The sequence below is a fragment of the Polaromonas sp. YR568 genome, assembly GCF_943369415.1.
Taxonomy (GTDB): Bacteria; Pseudomonadota; Gammaproteobacteria; order Burkholderiales; family Burkholderiaceae_C; genus Polaromonas.
Genome location: NZ_CALRNF020000028.1, coordinates 58,416 through 84,658, shown reverse-complemented (window position 1 = coordinate 84,658; position 26,243 = coordinate 58,416). Strand labels below are relative to the sequence as shown.

At 65.4% G+C, this 26,243-nt stretch carries 22 protein-coding genes; 20 read left to right on the top strand and 2 right to left on the bottom strand.

Translation table 11 applies throughout. The annotated features are described in order from the left end of the window. Positions 1-511: 511 nt before the first annotated feature. On the top strand, positions 512-1,294 hold the full coding sequence (locus tag ACLV74_RS17615) for an HlyC/CorC family transporter (RefSeq protein ID WP_411880705.1): 783 nt from the start codon (positions 512-514) through the stop codon (positions 1,292-1,294). Between the two features lie 26 nt (positions 1,295-1,320). Continuing rightward, complete coding sequence (gene lnt, locus ACLV74_RS17610; RefSeq protein WP_411880704.1) at positions 1,321-2,955, top strand: apolipoprotein N-acyltransferase; 1,635 nt, start codon at positions 1,321-1,323, stop codon at positions 2,953-2,955. A 76-nt stretch (positions 2,956-3,031) separates the two neighbouring features. Here lnt and ACLV74_RS17605 read toward each other — a convergent pair whose 3' ends face one another. Continuing rightward, positions 3,032-3,817 (bottom strand): SDR family oxidoreductase, encoded by a 786-nt coding sequence (locus tag ACLV74_RS17605; RefSeq protein WP_411880703.1) that lies wholly within the window; start codon positions 3,815-3,817, stop codon positions 3,032-3,034. Positions 3,818-3,981: 164 nt separating this feature from the next. Between ACLV74_RS17605 and ACLV74_RS17600 the strand changes: the two genes are divergently transcribed. The 9 genes from ACLV74_RS17600 to ACLV74_RS17560 all read left to right on the top strand — a co-directional run bounded on the left by ACLV74_RS17600 (position 3,982) and on the right by ACLV74_RS17560 (position 16,351). Further along, positions 3,982-4,923: a LysR family transcriptional regulator gene (locus ACLV74_RS17600; RefSeq protein ID WP_411880702.1), complete on the top strand. Its 942-nt coding sequence runs from the start codon at positions 3,982-3,984 to the stop codon at positions 4,921-4,923. An 82-nt stretch (positions 4,924-5,005) separates the two neighbouring features. Further along, on the top strand, positions 5,006-5,935 hold the full coding sequence (glyQ, locus tag ACLV74_RS17595; protein ID WP_411880701.1) for a glycine--tRNA ligase subunit alpha: 930 nt from the start codon (positions 5,006-5,008) through the stop codon (positions 5,933-5,935). Between the two features lie 11 nt (positions 5,936-5,946). After that, positions 5,947-8,049, top strand: coding sequence for a glycine--tRNA ligase subunit beta (gene glyS / locus ACLV74_RS17590; RefSeq protein WP_411880700.1), 2,103 nt, complete (start codon positions 5,947-5,949; stop codon positions 8,047-8,049). Positions 8,050-8,155: 106 nt separating this feature from the next. Then, complete coding sequence (gmhB, locus tag ACLV74_RS17585) at positions 8,156-8,728, top strand: D-glycero-beta-D-manno-heptose 1,7-bisphosphate 7-phosphatase (protein ID WP_411880699.1); 573 nt, start codon at positions 8,156-8,158, stop codon at positions 8,726-8,728. 30 nt (positions 8,729-8,758) lie between these two features. Continuing rightward, positions 8,759-9,526 carry a lysophospholipid acyltransferase family protein gene (locus tag ACLV74_RS17580; protein ID WP_411880698.1) on the top strand — a complete coding sequence of 256 codons (768 nt, stop codon included), beginning with the start codon at positions 8,759-8,761 and terminating at the stop codon, positions 9,524-9,526. Between the two features lie 44 nt (positions 9,527-9,570). After that, the gene (locus tag ACLV74_RS17575; RefSeq protein WP_411880697.1) at positions 9,571-10,611 is read left to right on the top strand and encodes a M48 family metallopeptidase; all 1,041 of its coding nucleotides are present in this window, start codon (positions 9,571-9,573) and stop codon (positions 10,609-10,611) included. Positions 10,612-10,746: 135 nt separating this feature from the next. After that, positions 10,747-11,211, top strand: a complete 465-nt coding sequence (locus ACLV74_RS17570; protein WP_411880696.1) for a response regulator — start codon at positions 10,747-10,749, stop codon at positions 11,209-11,211. 57 nt (positions 11,212-11,268) lie between these two features. Continuing rightward, complete coding sequence (locus ACLV74_RS17565) at positions 11,269-15,555, top strand: PAS domain S-box protein (protein ID WP_411880695.1); 4,287 nt, start codon at positions 11,269-11,271, stop codon at positions 15,553-15,555. Positions 15,556-15,709: 154 nt separating this feature from the next. After that, positions 15,710-16,351 (top strand): response regulator, encoded by a 642-nt coding sequence (locus ACLV74_RS17560; RefSeq protein WP_411880694.1) that lies wholly within the window; start codon positions 15,710-15,712, stop codon positions 16,349-16,351. A 104-nt stretch (positions 16,352-16,455) separates the two neighbouring features. Here ACLV74_RS17560 and ACLV74_RS17555 read toward each other — a convergent pair whose 3' ends face one another. After that, complete coding sequence (locus tag ACLV74_RS17555; RefSeq protein ID WP_411880693.1) at positions 16,456-17,628, bottom strand: MBL fold metallo-hydrolase; 1,173 nt, start codon at positions 17,626-17,628, stop codon at positions 16,456-16,458. A gap of 132 nt (positions 17,629-17,760) precedes the next feature. Here ACLV74_RS17555 and ACLV74_RS17550 point away from each other — a divergent pair, with 132 nt between their 5' ends. From ACLV74_RS17550 to ACLV74_RS17510, 9 genes are all read left to right on the top strand, one after another. Further along, positions 17,761-18,168, top strand: a complete 408-nt coding sequence (locus tag ACLV74_RS17550; protein ID WP_411880692.1) for a MerR family transcriptional regulator — start codon at positions 17,761-17,763, stop codon at positions 18,166-18,168. A 102-nt stretch (positions 18,169-18,270) separates the two neighbouring features. Further along, entirely contained in the window at positions 18,271-18,714 is a 444-nt protein-coding gene (locus ACLV74_RS17545) for a PaaI family thioesterase (RefSeq protein WP_411880691.1), read from the top strand. 38 nt (positions 18,715-18,752) lie between these two features. Beyond that, positions 18,753-19,934: an isovaleryl-CoA dehydrogenase gene (locus ACLV74_RS17540; protein WP_411880690.1), complete on the top strand. Its 1,182-nt coding sequence runs from the start codon at positions 18,753-18,755 to the stop codon at positions 19,932-19,934. A 23-nt stretch (positions 19,935-19,957) separates the two neighbouring features. Then, complete coding sequence (gene can / locus ACLV74_RS17535) at positions 19,958-20,653, top strand: carbonate dehydratase (protein ID WP_411880689.1); 696 nt, start codon at positions 19,958-19,960, stop codon at positions 20,651-20,653. 18 nt (positions 20,654-20,671) lie between these two features. Continuing rightward, positions 20,672-22,549 (top strand): bifunctional isocitrate dehydrogenase kinase/phosphatase, encoded by a 1,878-nt coding sequence (aceK, locus tag ACLV74_RS17530; protein ID WP_411880688.1) that lies wholly within the window; start codon positions 20,672-20,674, stop codon positions 22,547-22,549. A gap of 44 nt (positions 22,550-22,593) precedes the next feature. Further along, on the top strand, positions 22,594-23,283 hold the full coding sequence (locus tag ACLV74_RS17525; protein WP_411880687.1) for a hypothetical protein: 690 nt from the start codon (positions 22,594-22,596) through the stop codon (positions 23,281-23,283). A gap of 22 nt (positions 23,284-23,305) precedes the next feature. Then, positions 23,306-24,499 carry an acetyl-CoA C-acyltransferase gene (locus tag ACLV74_RS17520; RefSeq protein WP_411880686.1) on the top strand — a complete coding sequence of 398 codons (1,194 nt, stop codon included), beginning with the start codon at positions 23,306-23,308 and terminating at the stop codon, positions 24,497-24,499. Next, positions 24,496-25,542, top strand: coding sequence for a DUF695 domain-containing protein (locus ACLV74_RS17515; RefSeq protein WP_411880685.1), 1,047 nt, complete (start codon positions 24,496-24,498; stop codon positions 25,540-25,542). The genes ACLV74_RS17520 and ACLV74_RS17515 overlap by 4 nt, the downstream gene beginning before the upstream one ends. A gap of 3 nt (positions 25,543-25,545) precedes the next feature. Then, positions 25,546-26,229 carry an SDR family oxidoreductase gene (locus ACLV74_RS17510; protein ID WP_411880684.1) on the top strand — a complete coding sequence of 228 codons (684 nt, stop codon included), beginning with the start codon at positions 25,546-25,548 and terminating at the stop codon, positions 26,227-26,229. Positions 26,230-26,243: the final 14 nt, after the last annotated feature.

Genomic DNA, 26,243 nt, shown 5'->3' with positions numbered 1-26,243 from the left:
CACGCAGGCCCTGGTGATCATGGCGCGCAAGCTGTTGCGGGTGGCGTTTGCGGTGTGGAAGAGCGGCAAACCGTTCGATGAAGCCCTGATTGCCCGCGCGATGGCTTGACGCGAACCATAGAACCTCAGACAACGCCAGCCCTGATCCGCTTGTCTCTGCGCTCCTCGGCGCATCCACAAGGGATGGGGACGGAATACCGGACAGCCGAATACCAGTAACGGCCCCGGGGCTTGAGTACCCTGGCAACCAATACAACCAAAGGTTTCATGCGCCGGGATAAACGCGCTTGTTCGCTATCAAATAAATAGCTGCGGAAGTTGAGTTGCGATGGACTGGCAACGGAGAATGGCTTTAAACCAGTCTCCGCCCAATCCATGCCCCGCACCGTCAAAGATTTCAGCTATCCTTACCCCCTTCACAACTACCGACCGCCATCACGTGTCCGACGTTCCCCCCAGTCGGTCTTCCAGGCCGGAAGACAAGCGAGGCTTTCTGCAAAAGCTCGCTGAAATGCTCCACCCCGGTCCCGACTCTAAAGACGAGTTGATCGAAACCCTGGTGGAAGCCCAGGACAATGACGTTATTGGCGCCCAGAGCCGTGAAATGCTTGAGGGCGTGATTCGCATGGCCGACATGACGGCCGGCGACGTCATGGTGGCGGCTCCGCGCATGGATGTGATCAACATCGACTCGCCTTTCGACGAGTTGCTGCACCTGGTCATCGACACCGCCCACTCGCGCTTTCCCGTCTACGAGGGCGAAAAGGAAAACATCCTCGGCATCCTGATGGCCAAGGACCTGCTCAAGCTGCAGCGCGCGCCCGAACTCAACATCAAGGCCCTGCTGCGCCCGGCCGTCTTCGTGCCCGAAAGCAAGGGCCTGAACGACCTGCTGCGCGAGTTCCGCGGCAACCGCAACCACCTGGCCATCGTCATCGACGAGTTCGGCCGCGTGGCCGGCCTGATCACGATTGAGGACGTGCTCGAGCAGATCGTCGGCGAGATCGAGGACGAGTTCGACATCGCCGAAGACGAGGGCGACATCTTCGGCCTGACCGACCACACCTACCGCGTCAGCGGCGACACCTCGATAGAGCGTGTCAACGAGGCTTTCGGCGTGACCTTGCCCGAGACCGATTTCGACACGATAGGCGGGCTGGTGGCGCACGAGATGGGCCACGTCCCCAAGCGCGGCGAACACTACGCGCTGGCCGGCCTGCAATTCACGGTGCTGCACACCAAGGGTGGCGCGGTGCGCTGGTTCAAGGTATCGCCGGTTTCCGCCGGCGTCTGACGACACACAACAAAGAGAGGGCAACCATGGCACGGGACTCCATTCACAGCATGATGTCCCATCTGCCGACCTTGCCCGCCTTGCTCGAACACGCGCGCAACCTGCCGCCGCGCAAGGGCTTCTCCCCCTTCCAGGCCGTCATTGTCCTGATTGCCGGCTGCATGCACGCGGCCAGCATGGCCTGGCCGTTTGACTTCGGTTTCGCACAGGGCATGCCGGTGTGGTGGATGCAACTGCTGGCGATGTTCCTGTTCGCCGCGCAGGTCGACAGCTGCCGTTCCTGGAAGCGCGCCGCCTGGCTGGGCGGCCTCTTCGGCACGGCGATGCTGTGCAGCACTTTCTGGTGGATGTTCATTTCCATGCATTTCTACGGCGGGCTGGCCGCGCCGCTGACGGTGCTGGCCATCGTGCTGCTGGCCGCCTTCCTTTCCCTGTATTACGCCGCGGGCGGCGCGCTTTTCGTGCGGCTGGCGCCGGCCCGCAAGTTTCCGCGCGCCGTGGTGTTCGCCGCGCTGTGGCTGCTGGCCGAACTGGCCCGCGTCGAGTTTTTCACAGGCTTTCCCTGGGGCGAGGGCGGTTATGCCCACGTGGACGGCTGGGCCAGGCCGCTGGCCGCCTGGATAGGCGTGCACGGCATCACCTTCCTCGCGGCGCTGGCCGCGGCCTGGTTGGCAATGGCCTTGCGCGCCTCCCGCACGCGCTGGGTGACCGCAGTGGCCATCGTGGTGCTCAGCATAGTGGGCGCCTACCTGCCGGTGCAAAGCGCGCTTCCGGGTTCGGCGGCCTTTACACCGGCCGGCGAGCCGCTGCAGGTCACGCTGCTGCAGGGCAACATCCCGCAGAACGAAAAATTCCAGAGCGGCACCGGCGTGGCCACCGCCCTGCGCTGGTACGGCGAGCAGCTGCGCGACGCGAAAACGCCGCTGGTGGTGGCGCCTGAAACTGCCATCCCGCTGCTGCCCATGCAGCTGCCCGAGGGCTACTGGCAGGCGTTGCAGCGGCGTTTTGCCACCGGTCAGCAGGCGGCGCTGGTCGGTATCCCGGTGGGCAGTTCCCAGGCGGGTTATGCCAATTCCGTGCTCGGCTTCAAGCCCGGCCAGCCCGAGCCCTACCGCTTCGACAAGCACCACCTCGTGCCTTTCGGCGAATTCGTTCCGCCGGGCTTTCGCTGGTTCATCAACATGATGCACATCCCGCTGGGCGACTTCAACCGCGGCGCGGTCGGACAGGCTTCCTTCGAATGGAAGGGCCAGCGGCTGGCGCCCAACATCTGCTACGAAGACCTGTTCGGCGAAGAGCTGGGCGCGCGCTTCATCGACCCGGCGCTGGCGCCCACGGTGTTTGTCAACGTCAGCAACATCGCCTGGTTCGGCAACACCGTCGCGATAGACCAGCACCTGCAGATCTCCCGCATGCGCGCGCTGGAATTCAGCCGGCCCATGATCCGCGCCACCAACACCGGCGCCACCGTCATCATCGACCATGCCGGCAAGGTCACGCATTCGCTGGAACGCCACACACGCGGCGTGCTGGTCGGCGAGGTCGAGGGCCGCAACGGCATCACGCCTTATGCCGATTGGGTCTCGCGCTACGGCCTGTGGCCGCTGTGGGCGCTGGGCCTGGGCATTGCCGTGCTGGCGCTGCTGTTCCGCCGCCGCTGACGTCCCGCATTGGGAAAAAAGGGCGATGCCGCCTCCGGCATCGCCCTTTTTCATTGGCGCGTGAATGCGGGCCGGCTTAGAGTTGGCTCATCCCGCCGTCCACGATCAGCTCGGTCCCCACGATGAACGCGGCGTCCGGCGACGACAGGTAGACCACGGCGCTGGCCACTTCGTCGGGCGTGCCGAAGCGCTTGACCGGGATTTGCGCCTGGATGCCGGCGGCCAGCGCATCGAGCTGGTCGGCGGGCACGCCCAGCTTGCCGTACAGCGGTGTCGTCACCGGGCCGGGGCTCACCACGTTGACGCGGATGCCGCGCGTCACCAGCTCGGCCGACAGCGTTTTGGCCAGCGAAATCAGCGCGGCCTTGCTGGCGGCATACACGCTGGAGTTGGGCATGCCGATGTGGGCGTTGATGGAGCCGTTCAGGATGACGGCCGCGCCCGTGTTCAGCAGCGGCGACAGCGCCTGGATCGCGAAGTAAGCGCCCTTCACGTTGACGTTGAAGGTGTGGTCCCACAGCGCCTCATCCACGCCTTCAAGCGGCGCGAATTTGGCGACACCGGCGTTGATGAACACCGCGTCCAGCGTGATGCCTTGGGCTACCAGCGCATCGCTCAGCGCCTTGGCGGAGCCTTGCTCCCCGGCGTCGTTGCGCAGCGCGATGGCACCGGCGCCCAGCTGGGCCTTGGCTTGGTCCAGCGTGGCGGGGTCGCGGCCGGTGATGATGACGCGGGCGCCTTGGGCGGCGAATTGCAGCGCCGTGGCCAGACCGATGCCGCTGTTGCCACCGGTGACGAGCACGGTCTTGTTGTCAAAGCGCCTTGCTGCGGTGGAAGGGGAGGAGATGGCTTGCGTGGTCATTTCAGTGTCCTGTTCTGCGTGAGTTGATAAGGTTTTCCGGGTTCGGCCTGTGTTGTTCGCCTGCCGATGTGTCCAATGTACGGTTCATGTTCTTCAGGAAAAAGGCCTGGAAAGTGTTTTAATCATTCAGGTTTTATGAACATCAAGCGCTGGGAGAAGTTGCCATGGACCGTTTGCGTGCTTTTGAGGTGTTTGCCGCCGTCGTGGGGCGCGGCAGTTTCACGCGCGCGGCTGACACGCTGGACACCTCTCCGGCCAACGTCACGCGCTACATCAACGAGCTCGAGGCGCACCTGGGCACGCGCCTGCTCAACCGCAGCTCGCGCAAGCTCTCGCTGACCGAAAGCGGCGAGGCGCTGTACGAGCGCAGCAAGTCCATCCTCGAGGAAGTCGCCGACGCCGAGGCGCTGGCCTCCTCGGCCACGCTGCAGCCGCGCGGGCGCCTGCGCATCAACGCGCCCTTGAGCTTCGGCATACACCAGCTGGCGCCGCTGTGGCCGCGCTTCATGCAAAGCTATCCCGAGGTGGAACTGGACATCTCGCTCACCGATCGCCTGGTCGACATCGTGGAAGAGGGCTACGACCTCGCCATCCGCATCTCGCGCGCCGGCCCCGCCACCCATGCGGCGCGCAAGCTGGCCGCCTCGAACAACATCGTCTGCGCGTCGCCCGCCTACCTCAAGCAGCACGGTGAGCCCCGCGTGCCCGCCGACCTGGAGGCGCACCGCTGCCTCGGCTACACCTATGCGGCCACCGCCAACGAGTGGCATTTCGTCGACGAACAGGCGCGCCCGCACATGGTCAGGGTCAACTACGTCATGCATACCAACAACGGCGACACGGCCCGCGAGGCGGCGCTGGCGGGGCAGGGCATCATCTGGCAGCCGGCCTTCCTGATCGGGGACGACTTGCGCGCGGGCCGGCTGGTGCCGGTGCTGCCCGGCTACCGCATGCCCGACATCGATGTGCTGGCCGTCTACCCCAGCCGGCGCCACCTGAGCGCCAAAGTGCGCGTCATGGTCGATTTCCTGGTCGATGCCTTCAAGGCCGCGCCGCCCTGGTACACGCCGCCGGCCCCGGCGCCCGCACGCCGCCGCGTAAAATGAGCCGTTTAGCACTGCCGCCCGGTGCGGCCTTGCCTCCCCGGCGCCTCCACAGGCGCCGCGCTTTTGCCCTCAATCCATTCCTATGCTCACTTTCCAGCAAATCATCTTGAAGCTGCAGTCCTACTGGGACGCCCAGGGCTGCGCGCTGCTGCAGCCCTATGACATGGAGGTCGGCGCCGGCACCTCGCACACCGCCACCTTTCTGCGCGCGCTGGGCCCGGAGCCCTGGAAGGCCGCCTACGTGCAGCCCAGCCGCCGCCCCAAGGACGGCCGCTACGGCGAGAACCCCAACCGCCTGCAGCACTACTACCAGTACCAGGTGGTGCTCAAGCCCGCGCCCGCCAATATCCTGGAGCTCTACCTCGGCTCGCTCGAGGCGCTGGGCTTTGACCTGAAGAAAAACGACATCCGCTTCGTCGAGGACGATTGGGAAAACCCCACGCTGGGCGCCTGGGGCCTGGGCTGGGAAGTCTGGCTCAACGGCATGGAAGTCACGCAGTTCACCTACTTCCAGCAGGTCGGCGGCATCGACTGCAAGCCCGCCACCGGTGAAATCACCTACGGCCTGGAGCGCCTGGCCATGTACCTGCAGGGCGTGGACAACGTCTACAACCTGACCTGGACCGAAGGCGCCGACGGCTCGAAACTCAGTTACGGCGACGTTTACAAGCAGAACGAGGTCGAGCAGTCGACCTACAACTTCGAACACAGCGACGCCGACTTCCTCTTCACCGCCTTCACGGCGCATGAAAAGCAGGCCAAACACCTGATCGAGGTGCAACTGGCCCTGCCGGCCTACGAGCAGGTGCTCAAGGCCGCGCACAGCTTCAACCTGCTGGACGCCCGCGGCGCCATCAGCGTGACCGAACGCGCCGCCTACATAGGCCGCATCCGCAACCTGGCCCGCGCCGTGGCGCAAAGCTACTACGAAAGCCGCGAACGCCTGGGCTTCCCGATGGCGCCGCGCGAGTGGGTGGAACAAATGACTCCGATGACGAAGAAGGCAGCGTGAGAGCGATGACGATGACGACCCAAAACCTTCTCGTGGAACTGTTTGTCGAAGAGCTGCCGCCCAAGGCGCTTAAAAAGCTTGGCGACGCGTTTGCCGGCGTGCTGTTCGAGCAGCTCAAGGCCCAGGGCCTCACCGCTGCCGGTTCGGCGCTCACGGCCTTTGCCTCGCCGCGCCGCCTGGCCGCGCATGTCACGGCAGTGGCCAGCCAGGCCGCCGACAAGGCCGTTTCGCAAAAACTCATGCCGGTAGCTGTGGGCCTGGATGCCTCCGGCAATGCCACGCCCGCGCTGCTCAAGAAGCTGCAGGCGCTTGGCGCCGACGCGTCGGCCGTGGCCGGCCTCAAGCGTGCGCTCGACGGCAAGGCCGAGGCGCTGTTCTACGACAGCACCGCCAAGGGCGCGACGCTGCAGGAAGGTTTGCAAAAGGCCTTGCTTGAAGCCATCGCCAAACTGCCCATCCCCAAGGTCATGACCTACCAGCTGGCCGACGGCTGGAGCGACGTGAAGTTTGTGCGCCCGGCCCACGGCCTGGTCGCGCTGCACGGCAGCGACGTGGTCGCCATCGAGGCGCTGGGCCTGAAGGCCGGCAACAGCACCCACGGGCATCGCTTTGAAGCCGCGGTGGACCCGGTGGTGCTGAAGGATGCCGACAGCTATGCCGCCACACTGAAAAAAGACGGCGCGGTGATCGCCGGCTTTGCCGATCGCAAGGCCGAGATCGCCAGCCAGCTGGCGGCGGCCGCAGCCAAGGTCGGCGGCGGCGTCAAAGCGATTGAAGACGACGCGCTGCTCGACGAAGTGACCGCGCTGGTCGAGCGCCCCAACGTGCTGGTCTGTGAGTTCGAAAAGGAATTCCTGGGTGTTCCGCAGGAATGCCTGATCCTCACGATGAAGGCCAACCAGAAATACTTCCCGCTGCTCGATGCCGCGGGCAAGCTCACCAACAAGTTTTTGGTCGTTAGCAACATCAGCCCCAGCGATGCGAGCGCGGTGATTGGCGGCAACGAGCGCGTCGTGCGTCCGCGCCTGGCCGATGCCAAGTTCTTCTTCGACCAGGACCGCAAGAAGACGCTGGCCTCGCGCGTCGCCGGGCTCGATAAAGTGGTGTATCACAACAAGCTGGGCACGCAGGGCGAGCGCACGCAGCGCGTTCGCGCCATTGCCGAATCCATTGCCAATCGCATCGACGTCGGACGGGTTGCCGACGTGCAGCGCGCCGCCGAACTGGCCAAGACCGACCTGGTGACCGACATGGTCGGCGAGTTCCCCGAACTGCAGGGCACCATGGGCCGTTATTACGCGCTCAACGACGGCCTCGGCGCCGACGTGGCCGATGCGATCGAAGACCACTACAAGCCGCGCTTTGCCGGCGACGAACTGCCGCGCAACAGCGTCGGCGTGATCGTCGCGCTGGCCGACAAGCTCGAAACCCTGGTCGGCATGTTCGGCATCGGCAACCTGCCGACCGGCGACAAGGACCCTTTCGCGCTGCGCCGCCACGCGCTGGGCGTGATCCGCATGCTGGTAGAAAAAGACCTGCCCCTGGGCCTGGTGGAACTGGTCGAAGGCGCGCAGCCGGTGTTCGGCGACAAGATCCAGGATGCCTCCGCAGCCCTGGTGGATTTCATTTACGACCGCCTCGCCGGCTCCCTGCGCGAGCAGGGCTACAGCGCACAGGAGGTCGACGCCGTGCTCGCGCTCAAACCCCAGCGCCTGGGCGACGTCGCCAAGCGCCTGGCGGCCGTGCGCGCCTTTGCCGCGCTGCCCGAGGCGCCCGCGCTGGCCGCGGCGAACAAGCGCATTGCGAATATCCTGAAGAAAGCCGGCGAAGTCGACGCGCACGTCAATCCCGCTTTGCTGCCTGAAGACGCTGAAAAGGGGCTTTACCAGGCGATGCAGCAGTTGGTGCCGACAGCCAACGCGCAGTTCGAGCAAGGCAACTACACGGCTTCACTGCAGACCCTCGCCGCCCTGCGCGCGCCCGTCGACTCCTTCTTCGATGGCGTGATGGTCAACGCCGAAGAAGCCGACCTGCGCCTGAACCGCCAGGGCCTGCTTAGAAGCCTGCATGTGGCCATGAACCGCGTAGCCGATCTTTCCAAGCTAGCGGCATGATGAGCCCCCACGCTCCGCACTTCGTGCCGTCGCTGCCCCCCAAGGGGGCTGGCCGGCCTTGGGACGGCCCGGCGGCCGGCCGCTCGTTTTGGTAAGGTAAAACACCATGAAACTCGTCATCCTCGACCGCGACGGCACCATCAACAGCGACAGTGACGACTTCGTCAAGACGCCCGATGAATGGCTGCCGCTGCCCGGTTCGCTCGAGGCGATTGCCCGGCTCAATCATGCGGGCTGGCATGTGGTGATCGCGTCCAACCAGTCGGGCCTGGGGCGCGGCCTGTTCGACGTGGCTTCGCTCAACGCCATGCACGCGAAGATGCACAAGATGCTGGCCGCCGTCGGCGGCCGCATCGACGCGGTGTTTTATTGCCCGCACAGCCCCGAGGAAAGCTGCACCTGCCGCAAGCCCTTGCCGGGCCTGTTCGAGCAGATAGGCGCGCGCTTCGGCGTGCAGCTCGCGGGCGTGCCCACGGCCGGCGATTCGCTGCGCGACCTGCAGGCCGGCGCTGCGGCCGGCTGCGAGCCGCACCTGGTGCTCACCGGCAAGTCGGCCCGCTACCGCGGCGGCGGCCAGCCCGAAGGCCTGCCGGCGGGCACCCTGCTGCATGCCGACCTGCCGGCCTTCGCCGACTTCATCCTCGAGCGCGGCGCGCGGCCGCTGCCGGTGGCGATATAACAAACAACCTGACCGATAGCCGGAACCCCCATGCCCTTTATCCGCTCCGTCCTGCACCTTCTATGGATGGCCGTGACCATCATTCCGTGGGCCACTTTTGTGGTCATCGCGTCGCTGTTCGTCAGCAGCACCACCATGTACTGGATGTGCGCGGGCTGGCTGCGCGTGGCGGTCAAGGGCGGCACTTTCATCCTCGGCATTGAAAACCGGGTGACCGGCATGGAAAACCTGCCCACGGGCCAGACCAGCGCCGCGGTGCTGCTGCTCAAGCACCAGAGCACCTGGGAGACCCTGTGCATGCCCACGCTGATGCCGCACCCGCTGGCCTACGTCTTCAAGAAAGAGCTGCTCTACGTGCCCTTCTTCGGCTGGGCCATGGCGCGCATGGACATGATCCACATCGACCGCAGCCAGCGTTCCCAGGCCTTCAACAAGGTCGTGGTGCAGGGCAAGCGCCTGATGGCGCAGGGCACCTGGGTCATCATGTTTCCCGAGGGCACGCGCATCCCGCGCGGCCAGAAGGGCACCTACAAATCCGGCGGCACGCGCCTGGCCATCGAAACCGGCGCGCCGGTGATCCCGATTGCCGTGACCTCGGCCAAATGCTGGCCGCGCAAGGCCTTCATCAAGACCCCAGGCATCGTCGACATCTCCATCGGCAAGCCCATCCCCAGCGCCGGCCGCCAGCCGGACGAGCTGATGCGCGAGGTGGAAGCCTGGATCGAGTCCGAGATGCACCGGCTGGATCCCGAGGCTTATGCCGCCCCCGGCACGGCGCCGGCCGCGGCGAATCCCTGAATACCCGCCAGCGCCCCGCGCCAGCCCTGCCGCGCTAAACTGCCATGATGCAACGGCTTCTCCAGTTCACGCTCGACCTGTTTGACGCCCATCCCGCGCCCTCCGCGCCGCCTCCGGGCGCCGCGAACCCGAAAAGCCGCAAGACTCCCGCAAAGCCCCGTGCCAAAAAACCGGTGGCTCCCACTCCGCGCCCGCAAGCGCTTGCCGACGCCCCCGCCGAGGCGGAGTTCATGGGGCCGCGGCTTCCCGCCCAGACCCTGCAGCAGGCGCTGGCCCCGGCCACCTTTCGCCACCCGCGCGCCACGCGCGAGACTGTGCTGGACGGCATCCTGGTGGCCTACGAATTCCGGCGCGGCAAACGCAAGACCATAGGTTTTTCGGCCGGCGCCGAGGGCCTCACGGTGAGCGCGCCCAAATGGGTGCCGCTGTATGAGATCGACAAGGCCGTGCTCGAAAAGTCCGGCTGGATTCTCGCCAAGCTGCAGGAAACCCGCGCACGCCACGAGCGCATGGAGTCCGCGCGCATCGAGTGGAAGGACGGCACGACGCTGCCTTTCCTGGGCGACCCCGTGATCGTGGTGATAGACCCGCGCCATGCTTTCGGCGGCGTGGGCGCCGAGCTCAAGAGCCGCGCCCCCGAGGTGCTGCTGCAGGGCAACGACGACGCGGCCAACGACACGCTGCCCGGCGTGGCGCAGCTGACGCTGCACGTCGGCCTGCCGCAAAATGCGTCGGCCGAGCAGATCCGCGACGCCGTGCAGGCCTGGCTGATGCGCCAGGCCAAGCGGATTTTCATCGAGCGGCTCAATCACTTCGCGCCGCAGCTCGGCGTGCAGTGGCACAAGCTCAGCCTGTCCAGCGCCGGTACGCGCTGGGGCAGCGCCAGTGCCGATGGTTCCATCCGGCTGAACTGGCGGCTGATTCATTTCAGGCAGTCCGTCATCGACTATGTGGTGGTGCATGAACTGAGCCACCTGCGCGTCATGGACCACAGCCCGCGCTTCTGGGACACGGTGCGCACCATCGTGCCCGACTACGCCGAATTGCGCGGCCAGCTCAAGGACGAGGCGATCCCCCGCTGGTAGGCACCAGCGGTATGTCCACGCGGCGTGCAATAGCGCACGGAGAAACCCTTGTCCGGCGCAAATCGGCGGGTGGAAAGCAGCGTTACTTGTTAATATGACAAAAACACCAAAATTGCCAAAACTCCCAGGGAATTGATGTCGTACTCCTTAAGCACCTCCATGAACGACAAGCTGATACTCGTAGTTGAAGACAATCCCGACCACCTCGAGTTGACGGTCTTGACGCTGGAGGAGCAAGGCGTCACCGCCGAGATCGCGGTGGCACGGGACGGCGTTCAGGCACTCGACTATCTCTTCGGCCAGGGAAGCCATGCGGGACGCGATACGCAAAGGCAACCCTCGTTCATCCTGCTCGACATGAAGCTGCCCAAGCTGTCGGGGCTGGACGTGCTGCGCAGCCTGCGCGCCAACCCGCTCACCGCGCTGGTGCCGGTCGTCATGCTGACGTCGTCCAGCGAGCGTTCCGACATCGTGGCGTGTTACCAGGCCGGCGCCAACGGCTTCGTTCGCAAGCCCGTCGATTTCGGGGACTTGACGGAAAAACTCCAGCGGCTCCAGGCCTATTGGCTGGACGTCAATGAATCCATCGCGGCCGGTTAATATTTCAAGGACGCGGGGCGTCCCTATCATCCGGCGTGCTCCTGGAAGAGGGATGCGATGAAGGTTCCCATCACGCTGCGGACCCGACTGGTCATGCTGGTGCTGGCCGCCATTGTTCCCCTGTTCGGCCTGTCCATCTACAAGGCCGTCTACAACGCCGATGCCGCCGTCGGGCGGGCCATGACCGACCTGCAGTTTGCGGGTTCGCTGGCGGCCTCCAACCAGCAGCAGCTGGCCGAAACGGCGCGCCAGGTACTCACGGCCATCATTCATGCGCCGGACCTGCGTGATGCCAACGGCGGCGGAAGCGCCCGCTGCAACAATTACCTGTCGGAACTGAACCGCCTGTTCCCGCTGTATGCCAACCTCGGCATCGTGGCGGCGAACGGCCAGTCGCTGTGCAACGGGCTTCCCAACACGCCGCTGGGCTACCTCGGCGACCGCGCCTATTTCCGCGAGGCGATGGCGCGCCGCGCCTTCGTGGCCGGCGAGTACATCGTCGGCCGCGCCTCGGGCAAACCCTCCATCAGCTTTGCCTTGCCCCTGCTCGACAGCGACGGGCGCGTCATCGTCGTGGCCTATGCCTCGGTCGACTTGGGCGAAATGGCGAAGTCGGCGGTGGAGATCCAGTTGCCGCCCGGCGCCGCGCTCGGCATCCACGACCGCAACGGCGTCCTGCTGGCGGGCAAGCCGGCTTTGCCCGTCGGCATCGGCCAGAAGCCGCGCAGCCCGGTGCTGAAGGAGGCCGTGAAAACCATGCGCGCGGGCACGGCCGACGGCCCGGACGGCACGGGCCAGCGCCGCTTGTGGGCCTACCTGCCCACCAGCGTCAACCCCGGCGAGGCTTTTTTTGTCTCGGTCAGCCTGGACCACAACCTCGTGGTCGGCGACAGCCGCCGGCAACTGGGGCTGGAACTGGCCGTGCTGACGCTGCTGGCCTTGCTGGGCGCGCTGCTCGCCTGGCTGATAGGCGGCCGCGCCATCGTGGTTCCCACGCGCAAGATCCTGGACGCCACCCGGAAAATCCAGGACGGGCACCTGGACGTGCGCATCCCGCTGGGCGCGTCCGACGACGGCGGGGAGTTCTACCGCATATCCGCCGGCTTCAACCGCATGGCCGAGTCCCTGCAGAAGCACCGCGGCGCGCTGGAGGCCGAGCTGGCGAACAGCGAAGCCATCCAGGGCAAGCTGCAGGACGCGCAGCGGCTGGGGCGCATCGGCTACTGGCAGCTCGACCTTCGCACGAATGAGACCTGGTGGTCCGATGAAGTCTATGACGTGCTGGGCGTGGACAAGGCGGTGGTCGCCAGCAGCCGCGAGGCCTTGCTGGAGCTGATCCATCCCGCCGACCGCGAGGAATTCAGGGTGCGGCGGGACGCGGCGGTCACCGGCGGCCTGCCGCTGGACGCTGAGTTCCGCGTCATCACGGCCGCCGGGGAAACGCGCTGGGTGCACCTGGTGGGCCGCTCCCATGGTCGGCAGGACGGGCAGCCGGGGCCGGGCCCGCTGCGCTCCGGCGTGATCCAGGAAATCACCGACCGCAAGCGCGCCGAACTCGTGGTGGTCCGCAGCACTGAACTGCTGAACCGCACCGGCGAACTGGCGAAGGTCGGCGGGTGGGAAATCCAGGTGGAGACCATGACGCCCTATTGGTCCGAAGAGGTCTATCGCATCCATGAGCTGGCGCCCACCATCTCGTTGAGCGTTGGAGAAGCGATCCGGTTCTACGCGCCGGACGCGCAGCCCGTCATCAGGGCGGCGGCCGAAGCCGCGTTTCAAAGCGGCACACCATGGGACCTGGAACTGCCGCTCGTCACCGCCACGGGCAGGCGCATCTGGGTTCGCACCCAGGGGCGCGTGCTGCAGCGCGACGGCAAGATCGTCAGCCTGGTCGGCGTGCTGCAGGACGTCACCGAGCAGCACGAGGCGCAGGAACACCTGCGCCTGCTGGAGTCCTGCGTGTCCCGCCTCAACGACCTCGTGCTCATCACCGAGGCCCAGCCCATAGACGCGCCCGGCCCGCGCATCGTCTTCGTCAACAACGCGTTCGAGCGCCGCACCGGCTACACCCGTGAAGAGGTGCTGGGGCGGACGCCGCGCCTGCTGCAGGGCCCCAGGACGCAGCGGGCCGAGCTCGACCGCATACGCGCCGCGCTGGAAAAATGGCAGCCGGTGCGCGCCGAGCTCATCAACTACACCAAGAGCGGCGAGGAGTTCTGGGTGGACATGGACATCGTCCCCATCGCCGATGCCAGGGGCTGGTACACGCACTGGGTGGCGGTGGAGCGCGACATCACGCAGCGCAAGCGGGCCGAGCAGGCGCTGGTGGACAGCGAGCAGCGCTACGCGGCCCTGTTCGAAATGGCGCCCGTGCCCATGTGGGTGTTCGCCGACGCCACGCGGCGCTTCCTCAACGTCAACAAGGCGGCGGTGGACAGCTACGGTTATTCTGCGGCCGAATTCCGCGCCATGACGCTCTTCGACATCCGCCCCGAGTCCGAGCACGCGCGCCTGGAGCGGCAGCTCGGCGAGGAGTCGCCCGAAAGAAAAGGCACCTGGCGGCACCGGCGCAAGGACGGCTCGATCTTTTCCGTCCACGCCGTCTCGCGGCCCATCCAGTATGGCGGCGTGCCGGCGCGTTTTGTGGTGGCGATGGACATCACGGCCCAGCTCAAGGCCGAGCGCGACGTGCAGGAACACCTTTTCACCCTGCAACGCGCGGCCGACGCGGCCCAGGCCATCACCTGGCACCAGACCCTCGAAGGCACCATGCGCGAGGTGGCCGAGCAGGCCAGGGGCGTGATAGGCGCGCACCAGTCCAGCGTCAGCCTGACCCTGGGCGGCGACTGGAAGCAGGCCGTCAACGCGCTGTCCTTCTCCGACAAATACGCCAGGTACCGCGACCAGTTCGAGCCGCCCGACGGCACCGGCATCTACGCCATGGTCTGCCAGAACAACCGCTCCATGCGCATGACGCAGGCCGAGCTTGAGGCCCATCCGCGCTGGCGCGGCTTCGGCAGCTATGCCGGCAAGCACCCCGCCATGCGCGGCTGGCTGGCCGTGCCGCTGACCGGGCGCGACGGCCGCAACATCGGGCTGCTCCAGCTGTCCGACAAATACGAAGGCGAGTTCACGCAGCAGGACGAGTACGTGGCGCTTGAACTCGCGCAGCTGGCATCCATCGCCATCGAGAACGCCCGCCTGCTCGAGGAAGTCAGCCAGCTCAACACCGGGCTGGAGCAGAAAGTCGCCGAGCGCACGCTGGCGCTGGAACGCCAGCAGGCGCTGTTCCGCGCGCTGGCCGAGCAGGCGCCCCAGGTGGTGTGGACCATCAACCCCAACGGCGCGGCCACCTATTTCAACCGCGCCTGGTTCGACCTGGTGGGCGGCAAGCTCGAGGACTGGACCGGCACCCAGTGGTTTTCCGTCATCCACCCCGAAGACCTTCCCGACGTCAAGGCCAAGTGGGAGGCCGCCAAGGCAGCGCAGTCGCAGTACATGGGCATACGCCGCGTGCTGGCGCTCGACGGCAGTTCCCACACCATGTCCTACCGCGCCTCGCCCGTGCTCGACGAACAGGGCGAAGTGGCCTTCTGGGTGGGCATAGACGCCGACATCACCGAGATCAAGGCCATTGAAGCCGCCCTGCGGCTGTCCAACCACGAGCTGGAGGCGTTTTCCTACTCCGTCTCGCACGACCTGCGCTCGCCGCTCAACACCGTGGACGGCTTCAGCCGCCTGCTGGCCAAGCAACTGGGCAGCGAGGCCGGCGACAAGGTCACGCATTACCTGTCGCGCATCCAGGCCGGCGTGGCGCAGATGGGGCAACTCATCGAAGATTTGCTGTCGCTGGCGCAGGTCTCGCGCGCGCCCCTGAGCAACAAGGTGGTGGACCTCTCGGCGCTGGCCCGCGGCATCGCCGACGAGTACCAGTCCCGCGACCCCGACCGCAAGGCGGTGGTGAACATCGAGCCGGGCCTCAAGGCGCACGGCGACGACCGGCTGCTGCGCGTCGTCATGGAAAACCTGCTGGGCAACGCCTGGAAGTTCAGTTCCCACACGGCGGTGACCGAGATCACCGTCGGCCACACCCTCGATGCCGCCGGGCAGCCCGAATTCTTCGTGCGCGACAACGGCGCCGGCTTCGACATGGCCTACGTCGACAAGCTGTTCAACCCCTTCCAGCGCCTGCATGCCGCATCGGAATTCCCCGGCACCGGCATAGGCCTGGCGACCTCCAGCCGGGTCATCAAGCGGCATGGTGGCAGGCTGTGGGCCGAGGCCGAGCCCGGCAAGGGCGCGACCTTCTTCTTCACCCTTCCCAAAACGCCAAATGCGTCGTAATGTGTCGTGTTGTGTCCTGATGTGTCAAAAATGGCCTTAATTACCCTCACAGAAGGCTTGTTTGCCCTCTTTTCACCTATTTTTATTAGGGCCTGATCGCATGAATTGATTAAAATGAGAAAAGTGAAAAAAACAATCTTTTACGAGAGCGACCATGCGTGAACCCAAGTCCTTCGAGGCCGCCATCACCTCCGCGGATTTCTCGAGCGAGGATTACTGCGGCACCAGCTATGCGGCCAAGTTGCTGGGCTTGTCCGTGGCCACGGTGCAGTCCCTCGTGGAAAAAGGCGAGATTGAGGCCTGGAAGACGCTGGGCGGCCATCGCCGCATCGCGCTTCAATCCATCAATGCCTACCTCGCGAAAAACAATCCCCAAGTCACCCGCGTGGACACCGACCCCAAGCACCGCCTGCGCGTGCTGATGGTGGAAGACGACGAGAACACCCGCGAGCTCTACCGCTACCAGTTCGAGGACTGGGACCTTCCTGTCGACTGCACCTTCATGCCTTCCGCGCTGGAAGCCATGATGGACATCGCCAGCATGCGGCCCGACCTGCTGATCACCGACCTGTCCATGCCCGGCGTGGATGGCATCGAGATGCTCAAGGCCTGCAAGCGCAACCAGCAACTCCACGACATGCAGATCGTGGTCATCAGCGGCCTGGCGCCCGAAGCCGTCCAGGCGCGCGGCGGCCTGCCGCCCGAAGCCCATCTGCTGCAAAAGCCCATCAACTTTGACTGGCTGCATGGTTACGTCACCGCGCTGGTGACGGCTAATCGCAAGTGGCGGCAGTAGGCCCCCACGCTTTTCACTTCGTGTAATGCGCTGCCCCCCGAGGGGGCGCTGCGCCTGCGGCCCGGCAAAGCCGGTTCCGCGGCCCCTGCTGGTGTGGGGAGCCGTTACGCTGAGACGGAACTGAAGCGGTAAACCCCGTCAGCGCCCAGCCGGCGCGTCAGCTTTTCCTGAAACCACAACGCATGCAAATGCGCCACCGCTTCGCCCATGGCGAAGGTGGTCTGGTGCAGGTCCAGCTTGCGGGGGAACATGATGGGCAGGATGTCGGCGGCGCTGCAGGGCGCCGCTTCGCAGGCCTGCATCACTTCGGCCAGGCGGTCGCGGTGGTGGTCGTGCAGCTGGCCTATGCGCGTGTGCAGGCCGCGAAACGGTTTGCCGTGCGAGGGCAGCACCAGCGTGTCCTTGTCCAGCGGCAGGAATTTGTCGATGGACTCCAGGAACAGCGTCAGCGCGTTGGATTCGGGCTCCAGGTCGTAGACGCTCACATTCGTCGAAATGCGCGGCAGCACCATGTCGCCGCTGATCAGCGTGCCGACCGGGCGCCGGGCCGCCCCAAGGCCGGTTGCGCTCCCTTGGGGGGCAGGTGCCGTAGGCACCGTGGGGGCTGATATATCTTCGCAGTGCAGCGCGATGTGCTCGGGCGCGTGGCCGTAGCCGCTGATGCAGCGCCAGTCGCGCCCGCCTATGCGCACGGTTTTTCCGTCCATGATGCGCACATAGCTCGCAGGCACCGCGGGCACCATGCCGGGGTAGTAGCTGGCCCGGCCGCGGATTTTCTCGATGGCCTCCGGGTCCACCAGCCCGTGCGCTGCAAAAAAGCGCGCCGCGCTTTCGCCGCCGAAGCCCGTCGTGCTTTGCGAGCCTATGCGCGCCGAGTGGTAGTCGGTCGCGCTGATCCAGAGGCGGCAGACATGCGTCGCAGTCGTCCAGCGCTCGCACAGCCAGTACGCCAGGCCGATGTGGTCCGGGTGCATGTGCGTCACGATCACGCGCAGCACCGGCAGGCCTTCGAGCTGCGTCGCAAAAATCGCCTCCCACTGGGCTTTCGATTCCTCCCGGCTGATGCAGCAGTCCACGATGGTCCAGCCCTGGATTTTGTCGCCCGGCCGGTCCGGGTTGTCCATTTCATCGCGCAGCAGCCACAGGTTGATGTGGTCCAGCGCGAAGGGCAGCGCCATGCGTATCCACTTCACGCCGGGCGCCACGTCCAGCGTCGCGCCCGAGGCGGGCAGGGTGTCGGCGAAGGGGTAGTCCAGTTGCTGCTCAAGGAGGTTCATGTCATCATTCGCGGTATATTTGACGTTTACGTAAACGTCATACACAGGCATTGTAGGGACGGCGCCCGTTTCGCGCTGTCACCCGGGTTCACCCGCTTCCAACCGCGTTCGCACAAGACCTCACTCATCACCATGGCCACCACCTACACCATCAGCGACCTGGCAAAAGAGTTTGACCTGACCACGCGCGCCATGCGTTTTTACGAAGACATGGGGCTGCTGCAGCCGCAGCGCGAAGGCGCGGGCGGGCGCAACCGCGTCTACACCGCGCGCGACCGCACCCGGCTCAAGCTCACCCTGCGCGCCAAGCGCCTGGGGCTGTCGCTGGTCGAGGCCAAGGAAATCATCGACTCCTACGACAGCCCGCGCGACACCGCGCCGCAGCTCAAAAAGTTCCTGGCCATCCTGACGGAACACCGCAAGAAACTCGAAGCCCAGATGCTCGACCTGCAGGCCAACCTCGACGAAATCCGCACCCACGAAAAAGAAGCCAGGGCCCTGCTCGCCAAGACCGAGAAGGCCAAGGCCGGCAAACCCTAGGCCCGGCCGGGTCAAAGCCGCGCGGCCCGCAAATACGCCATAATTGACGTTTACGTAAACGTCAATCAAAAAACGGCCTCTCCACACCTCGCAAAGGCTCCCATGGATGCACCCGCTACCCCGACCGCACTGTTCCGCCGTATCGAGGCCAGCTTTCTGCGCCAGGGCATGATGCAGCACCTGGGCGCCCGGCTGCTGCGCGTGGAGCCCGGCCTGTGCGAGGTGGCGCTGCCTTATTCGGAACGCGTGACGCAGCAGCAGGGCGGCTTTCACGGCGGCGCCATGGGCGCGCTGGCCGACATCGCCGGCGGCTATGCCGCCCTCACGGTCGCCGCGGAGGATTCCGAGGTCACCACCGTCGAATACAAGATCAACTTCATGGCCGGCTTCAATGACGGCGAGCTGCGCGCCCTGGGCCGCGTCGCCAGGGCCGGCAAGCGCATCATCGTCACCACCGCCGAAGTCACGCACATTGCCGCCGGCGGCAAGGAAAGCGCCTGCGCCCTGATGCAGCAGACCCTGGTGCCCGTGCCCAAGACCTACTGATCTTCATCCCCAATAATCCCGCCCCCAGAAAGACCCCCATGACCAACATGCCCGGACTCAACTTCCAGCTCGGTGAAGACATAGACGCCCTGCGCGACGCGGTGCGCGAATTCGCCCAGGCCGAAATCGCCCCGCGCGCGGCCGAGGTCGACCGCAGCGACCAGTTCCCCATGGACCTGTGGCAAAAAATGGGCGCGCTCGGCGTGCTCGGCATCACCGTCGGCGAGGAATACGGCGGCGCCAACATGGGCTACCTGGCCCACATGATCGCCATGGAAGAGATCAGCCGCGCCAGCGCCTCCGTGGGCCTGTCCTACGGCGCGCACAGCAACCTCTGCGTCAACCAGATCAAGCGCAACGGCACCGACGAGCAGCGCAAAAAATACCTGCCCAAGCTCATCAGCGGCGAACACGTCGGGGCTCTCGCCATGAGCGAGCCCGGCGCCGGCAGCGACGTCATCAGCATGAAGCTCAAGGCCGAAGACAAGGGCGGCTACTACCTGCTTAACGGCAGCAAGATGTGGATCACCAACGGCCCCGACGCCGACACCCTGGTCGTCTACGCCAAGACCGAGCCCGAGCTCGGCGCGCGCGGCGTCACCGCCTTCCTGATCGAAAAAGGCATGAAGGGTTTTTCCGTCGCGCAAAAGCTCGACAAGCTCGGCATGCGCGGCAGCCACACCGGTGAGCTGGTCTTCAACAACGTCGAAGTGCCCGCCGGCCAGATCCTGGGCGGCCTCAACAGCGGCGCCAAGGTGCTCATGAGCGGCCTCGACTACGAACGCGCCGTGCTCACCGGCGGCCCGCTGGGCATCATGCAGTCCGTCATGGACAACGTCCTGCCCTACATCCACGACCGCAAGCAGTTCGGCCAGAGCATCGGCGAGTTCCAGCTGATCCAGGGCAAGGTCGCCGACATGTACACCGTGCTGCAGGCCGGCCGCTCCTTCGCCTACACCGTCGCCAAAAACCTCGACATGCTGGGCAGTGAGCACGTGCGCCAGGTCCGCAAGGACTGCGCCTCCGTCATCCTCTGGTGCGCCGAAAAAGCCACCTGGATGGCCGGCGAGGGCGTGCAGATCTACGGCGGCAACGGCTACATCAACGACTACCCGCTGGGCCGCCTCTGGCGCGATGCCAAACTTTATGAAATCGGCGCCGGCACGAGCGAAATACGCCGCATGCTCATAGGGCGGGAACTCTTCGCCGAGACGATGTGACGCGCTCAGGTGAAAATACGGCCATGACTACCTCGCTCCAAGACCTCTTCGCCCATAACCGCGCCTGGGCCGCGCAGATGGAAGCCGAACGGCCCGGCTTCTTCACCGGCCTGGTGAAGCAGCAAACGCCCAGGTATATGTGGATAGGCTGCTCCGACAGCCGCGTGCCCGCCAACCAGATCACCGGGCTGGAGCCCGGCGAGGTTTTCGTGCACCGCAACGTCGCCAACATCGTCGTGCACTCTGACCTCAACGCGCTCTCGGCCATCCAGTTCGCCGTCGAGCGCCTCAAGGTCAAGGACATCATGGTCGTCGGCCACTACGGCTGCTCCGGCGTGCAGGCCGCGCTTGAAGGCGCGCGCATCGGCCTGGCCGACAACTGGCTCCGCCACATCCAGGACGTGCGCCACCGCCACCGCCAGCTGCTCGACAGCCTGCCCGAGGAAGTGCGCGCGCAGGCCCTGTGCGACATCAACGTCATCGAGCAGGTCGTCAACGTCTCCGTCAGCACCGTCATGGTCGACGCCTGGGCGCGCGGCCAGGAGGTCACCGTGCACGGCTGGGCCTTCGGCGTGCACGACGGCCTGCTGCAGGATTTGCAGATGAGCGTCACCGGGCCCGAGCAGCTCGATGTGCTCTACAGCAAGGCCATAGACCGCGTCTGGGATGTGTGGATGGCCCGCGTCGGCGGCGGCGCGCAGCAGCAGCAGCTGGTCTGAGCGGGCCCAGGGCAAGCCATGTTCCCGCAGCGCCTGGACTCGAGCATTGCCTACGACATCGCCAAGGCGATGATGGACGGCTTCAACCGCCACTACCAGCTCTTTCGCACCGAGTCCGCGCGTGCCAAGCACCGCTTTGAAACGGCCGACTGGCACGGCCAGCAACGCGCCCAGCGCGAGCGCATCGAGTTCTACGACCTGCGCGTGCGCGAAGCCTCCACCCGGCTGGAGCGCGAATTCAAGGCCGGCGAGCAGCCCATGGACGTCTGGCAGCAGGTCAAGCTGCATTACATAGGCCTGCTGGTCAACCACCACCAGCCCGAGCTGGCCGAGACCTTCTTCAACTCGGTCACCACCAAGATACTGCACCGCAGCTACTTCCAGAACGACTTCATCTTCGTGCGGCCCGCCGTCAGCACCGAGTACATCGAGAACGACGAGCTGGCCTCGCAGCCCACCTACCGCGCCTACTACCCCACCCGCGACAACATGCGCGAGGTGCTGCTCCAGGTGGTGCGCGACTTCGACCTGCGCCTGCCCTTCGACGACCTGGAGCGCGACGCCGGTTATGTGCTCGAAGCCATCAGCGGCCGCCTTGCCGACGTCAAGCTGCGCGCCAACTTCCAGATCCAGGTGCTGACCAGCCTGTTCTTCCGCAACAAGGGCGCCTACCTCGTCGGCAAGATCATCAACGGCTTCAACGAAGTGCCCTTCGCGCTGCCCGTGCTGCACAACAAGGCCGGCAAGCTGGTCATAGACGCCGCGCTGTTCGGTGAAGACGACCTGCTCATCCTCTTCAGCTTCGCACGCGCCTACTTCATGGTCGACATGGGCATCCCATCGGCCTACGTGCAGTTCTTGCGCAGCATGATGCCGCACATGCCGCGCGCCGAAATCTACAACGCGCTGGGCCTGGCCAAGCAGGGCAAGACGCTGTTCTACCGCGACTTCCTGTACCACCTGCGGCACTCCACCGACAAGTTCCGCATCGCGCCCGGCATCAAGGGCATGGTCATGCTGGTGTTCGACCTGCCGTCCTTTCCTTATGTCTTCAAGGTCATCAAGGACTACTACCCGCCGCAGAAAGACACCACGCGCGAGCAGATCAAGGGCAAGTACCTGCTGGTCAAGCAGCACGACCGCGTCGGCCGCATGGCCGACACCCAGGAATACAGCGAGGTCGCCTTCCCGCGCGAGCGCTTCAGCGACGAGCTGATCGCCGAGATCGAAAAGTTCGCCCCCAGCCAGCTCGAGATCAGCGACCGCGACGGCGACGGCCAGACCGAGGTCATCATCAAGCACGTCTACATCGAGCGCCGCATGATTCCGCTCAACATCTACCTGCAGGAAGCCTTCGACGCCGGCATGCACGAGCCCGGCGCCAGGGACCAGATCGAGCGCGCCGTCGTCGAATACGGCAACGCCATCAAGGACCTGGTCGCCGCCAACATCTTCCCCGGCGACATGCTGTGGAAGAACTTCGGCATCACCCGCCACGGCAAGGTCGTGTTCTACGACTACGACGAGATCGAATACATCACCGACTGCAACTTCCGCAAGGTGCCCACCGCCCGCAACGAGGAAGAAGAAATGAGCGGCGAGGTCTGGTACTCCGTCGGCCCCAAAGACGTCTTCCCCGAAACCTTCGAGCCCTTTTTACTCGGCAACGACGCGGTGCGCGAAGTCTTCATGAAACACCACGCCAACCTGCTGGACGCCGGCTTCTGGCAGAAACACCAGGCCCGCATCCAGGCCGGCCACGTGCACGACGTTTTCCCCTACGAGCGCGAGAAACGCTTCATCGCGCTGCACAGCCCCGGCGAGGCCCACGACGAGGTGCTGACCCAATTGCCGCCCGAGCCTGTCCTCACAGGCCTCAGCGGCCTGACGCCCTGAATCAGGCCAACAGTAACCGGAACAAACAGCGAGGCAAGAAAGTCATGACGATATCAACCCCACTCATCAGGGCTTGGGCGCTTTTTGCGGCGCTGGCCTTTTTCTGCGGTTTCGCTTTCTCGCAGGACATCTCGCTGTTACCCAAATACGGCAATGGACAAAAGAGCGAACAGCAAAAAGCGGCAGACGCCGAATTCCTGAGCCAGGTTGACGCCCGCTACCCGGGTGACAGGCCAAAGGCGGCGAAAGAGGTCTCGGATCGGGGCTGGCAGTTGCTGCGCCAGGGCAATCTGGCAGATGCCATGCGCCGATTCAACCAGGCCTGGTTGATTGACCCGAAGAGCGTGCCCTCGCTATGGGGAATGGCCGCAGTGTCTTCTTACAGCGACCAGGGTCTTCTCGCTTCATTGAGCCTGTTTGCGGAAGCCGAAAAGCTGGCGCCCGACGACATCGATCTTGCCGTTGATTACGCCAAAACCATCGGTATTGCGGCAGGCGTGGTGAGCAACCCAACCATGATGGCCGAGGCTGTCAGGCGTTATGAGGCCATCTACAAAAAAGCACCGGGCCACACGCTCAACCTGCAAAACTGGGCCATCGCCGACTACACCAGCGGCAATTACCGTATGGCCTGGACGCATTTGAAGCTCGCGGAGAACACGCCGCAACGGGCGGCGATTGACCCGGCTTTCGTCAAGGCGCTGGAGGCAAAAATGCCGCGCCCCACTGAATAACCCACTGAAAGGAAACACGACCATGTCCAGCTCTAACCAAGACCCCATCGTCATCCTCGGCGCAGCCCGCACCCCCATGGGCGGCTTCCAGGGCGACTTCAGCAGCCTCTCGGCCCATGACCTGGGCGGCGCCGCCATCAAGGCCGCCATCGAACGCTCGGGCATCGCCCCTGAAAAAGTCGATGAAGTGCTGTTCGGCAACTGCCTGATGGCCGGCCAGGGCCAGGCGCCCGCGCGCCAGGCCGGCTTCAAGGGCGGCCTGCCCGCCAGCGTCGGCGCCGTCACGTTGTCCAAAATGTGCGGCTCCGGCATGGAAGCCACCATGCTCGCGCACGACCAGCTCGTCGCCGGCAGCCGCGACGTCATGGTCTCGGGCGGCATGGAAAGCATGACCAACGCGCCCCACCTGCTGCTCAAGGGCCGCAGCGGCATCCGCATCGGCCACGACCGCATCTATGACCACATGATGCTGGACGGCCTGGAAGACGCCTACGAACCCGGCCGCGCCATGGGCACCTTCGGCGAGCAGTGCGCCGACAAGTACAAATTCACGCGCGAGGCGCAGGACGCCTTCGCCACCGCCAGCGTGCAGCGCGCCAAGGCCGCCACCGAGTCCGGCGCCTTCAAGGCCGAGATCACGCCCGTCACCGTCAAGGGCCGCGCCGGCGAAACCGTCATTTCTATAGACGAAGGCCCCGGCAAGGTCAAGCTCGACAAGATTCCCACGCTCAAGCCCGCCTTCAAGAAAGACGGCACCATCACGGCCGCCTCCAGCTCCTCCATCAACGATGGCGCCGCCGCGCTGGTGCTGGCCCGCGAATCCACCGCCAAAGCACTGGGCGCCAAGCCCATCGCCCGCATCGTCGGCCACGCCACCTTCTCGCAGGAACCCGAATGGTTCACCACCGCACCGGTGGGCGCCGTCAACAAGCTGCTCAAGAAAACCGGCTGGGCCGTCAAGGACGTGGACCTCTGGGAAGTCAACGAAGCCTTCGCCGTCGTGCCCATGGCCGCGATGAAGGAACTTGGCATCAGCCACGACATCGTCAACGTCAACGGCGGCGCCTGCGCATTGGGTCACCCGATTGGCGCATCCGGCGCCCGCATCATCGTCACGCTGATCCACGCGCTGCAAGCGCGTGGCCTCAAGAAGGGCATCGCCACCTTGTGCATAGGCGGTGGTGAAGGCACGGCCATGGCGGTGGAACTGGTGTGAGCGGGGACCAGGCGGAGCTTTCGCCCGCTGAACTCGCGGAGCGCATCGACAGCTTCTGGTTCCGCTTTCGCGAGGGCGAGACGGAACTGATCCGCAAGCCGGTGCGCGAGCAGGTGGAGGAGATCAACGAGGTGCTTGATGCGTGCCTGGACGGGCTGGCGCTCGAGATGTCGGCCAATGACGGCGACGACCCCATAGACATGATCGCCACGGCCCATGGCGCCAAAGAGCGCTTTCCGCTGCTGATGGATTTTGTGAAGCGCGCGCCGCCGCTGGCGCACTACCGCCTCAGCGCTTTCCGCACCCGCACCGATGAACCCGATTTTCCGATGCGCATGGGGAACTTCGAACTCGCGACATCCGATATTTTGATAGGCCATTTCGCCGACGAGGGTCAGGTCGGCATCGAAGTCATGTTCGACCGCGAACTGCCCAGCGACATGCAGGACCACGCCCGCAACATGGCCTTCATCATGCTGGACCATGTACTCGGTGAATACGATTTCGCCATCAAGGTGGGCGCCGTGGATTTTGTGGGTGGCTTCTCCGGCGAGGTCGTTCATTCCACACCGCTGCACCAGTTCGGCACCGTGCTCGACAGCTTCTGGACGGGCGACCTGGGCCACACAGGGCTGTTCCCCAGTGGTGAGGACAACTGGACCACGCTGACCATTGCCTTTGAGGGTGACGGCGAAGGCAACCACGCGATCGTGTCCGTCAACGACGGCGCCAATGCCGTGGCCGCGAGGCCCGACCTCGGGCATGCCGTCGAGCTGCGTCTCCCCGCGCACGACCATGCCACGCTCGACGCCGCCCGCGACCTGCAGGACCAGATCGCCACCCGCCTCGAAGTCCAGCATGCCGGCATCCTGTCTCACACCATCCTGCGCAACGGCGAGCGCATGGCCAACTACTATGTCGGCGATTTGCCGGCAGCGCTCGAATTGATCCAGGGCAGCGTGCGCAACGCCTTCCTGGCAGAAGTCGGGCTAAACAGTGAATTCGACCCCTCATGGGCCAGATACTTTGAATTTGCAGGTTGAACCATGAAAATTCTTGTCATAGGCGCATCGCGCGGCATAGGGCTTGAATTCGCCACCCAGTACCTGGCCGAAGGCGCCGAAGTCATCGCCACCGCGCGCGACGACGACAGCCTGCAACGCCTCACCGGCCTGGGCGCCAGGGCCTTGCGGCTGGACGTGGCCGAGCCCACCAGCATCAGTGGCCTGGCCTGGCAGCTCGACGGCGAGGTGATTGACGTCGCGCTCTACGTGGCCGGCGTTTTCCCGCACGGCGATGCGCTGACGCCGCCCACACAGGAGGCCTTCGACCACGCCATGCGCACCAATGTGCTGGGCGCCATGCAGGCCATCCCGCAGGTCGCGCCCCTGGTCGAGGCCTCCAGGCTGGACGGCGGCGGCAAGGGTCGCTTTGTGTTCATCAGCAGTGCCATGGCCCGCATCGCCGGCGTGGAAAACAGCCGCGGCTGGGTCTACCGCGCCAGCAAGGCCGCGCTCAACATGGTGGTCGCCTCGGCCCAGCACGACTACCCCAAGGCCATCCTGGTCGCCATGTCGCCCGGCTGGGTGCAGACCGACATGGGCGGGCAGGGCGCAACGCTCACCACCGCGCAAAGCGTCACCGCCATGCGCGCCGCGCTGGCCGGGCTTGGGCCTGAACACAAGGGCGCCTTCCTCAATTACGACGGCCAGCCTTTCGGCGCCTGGTGAGTTGCACCGCGCCT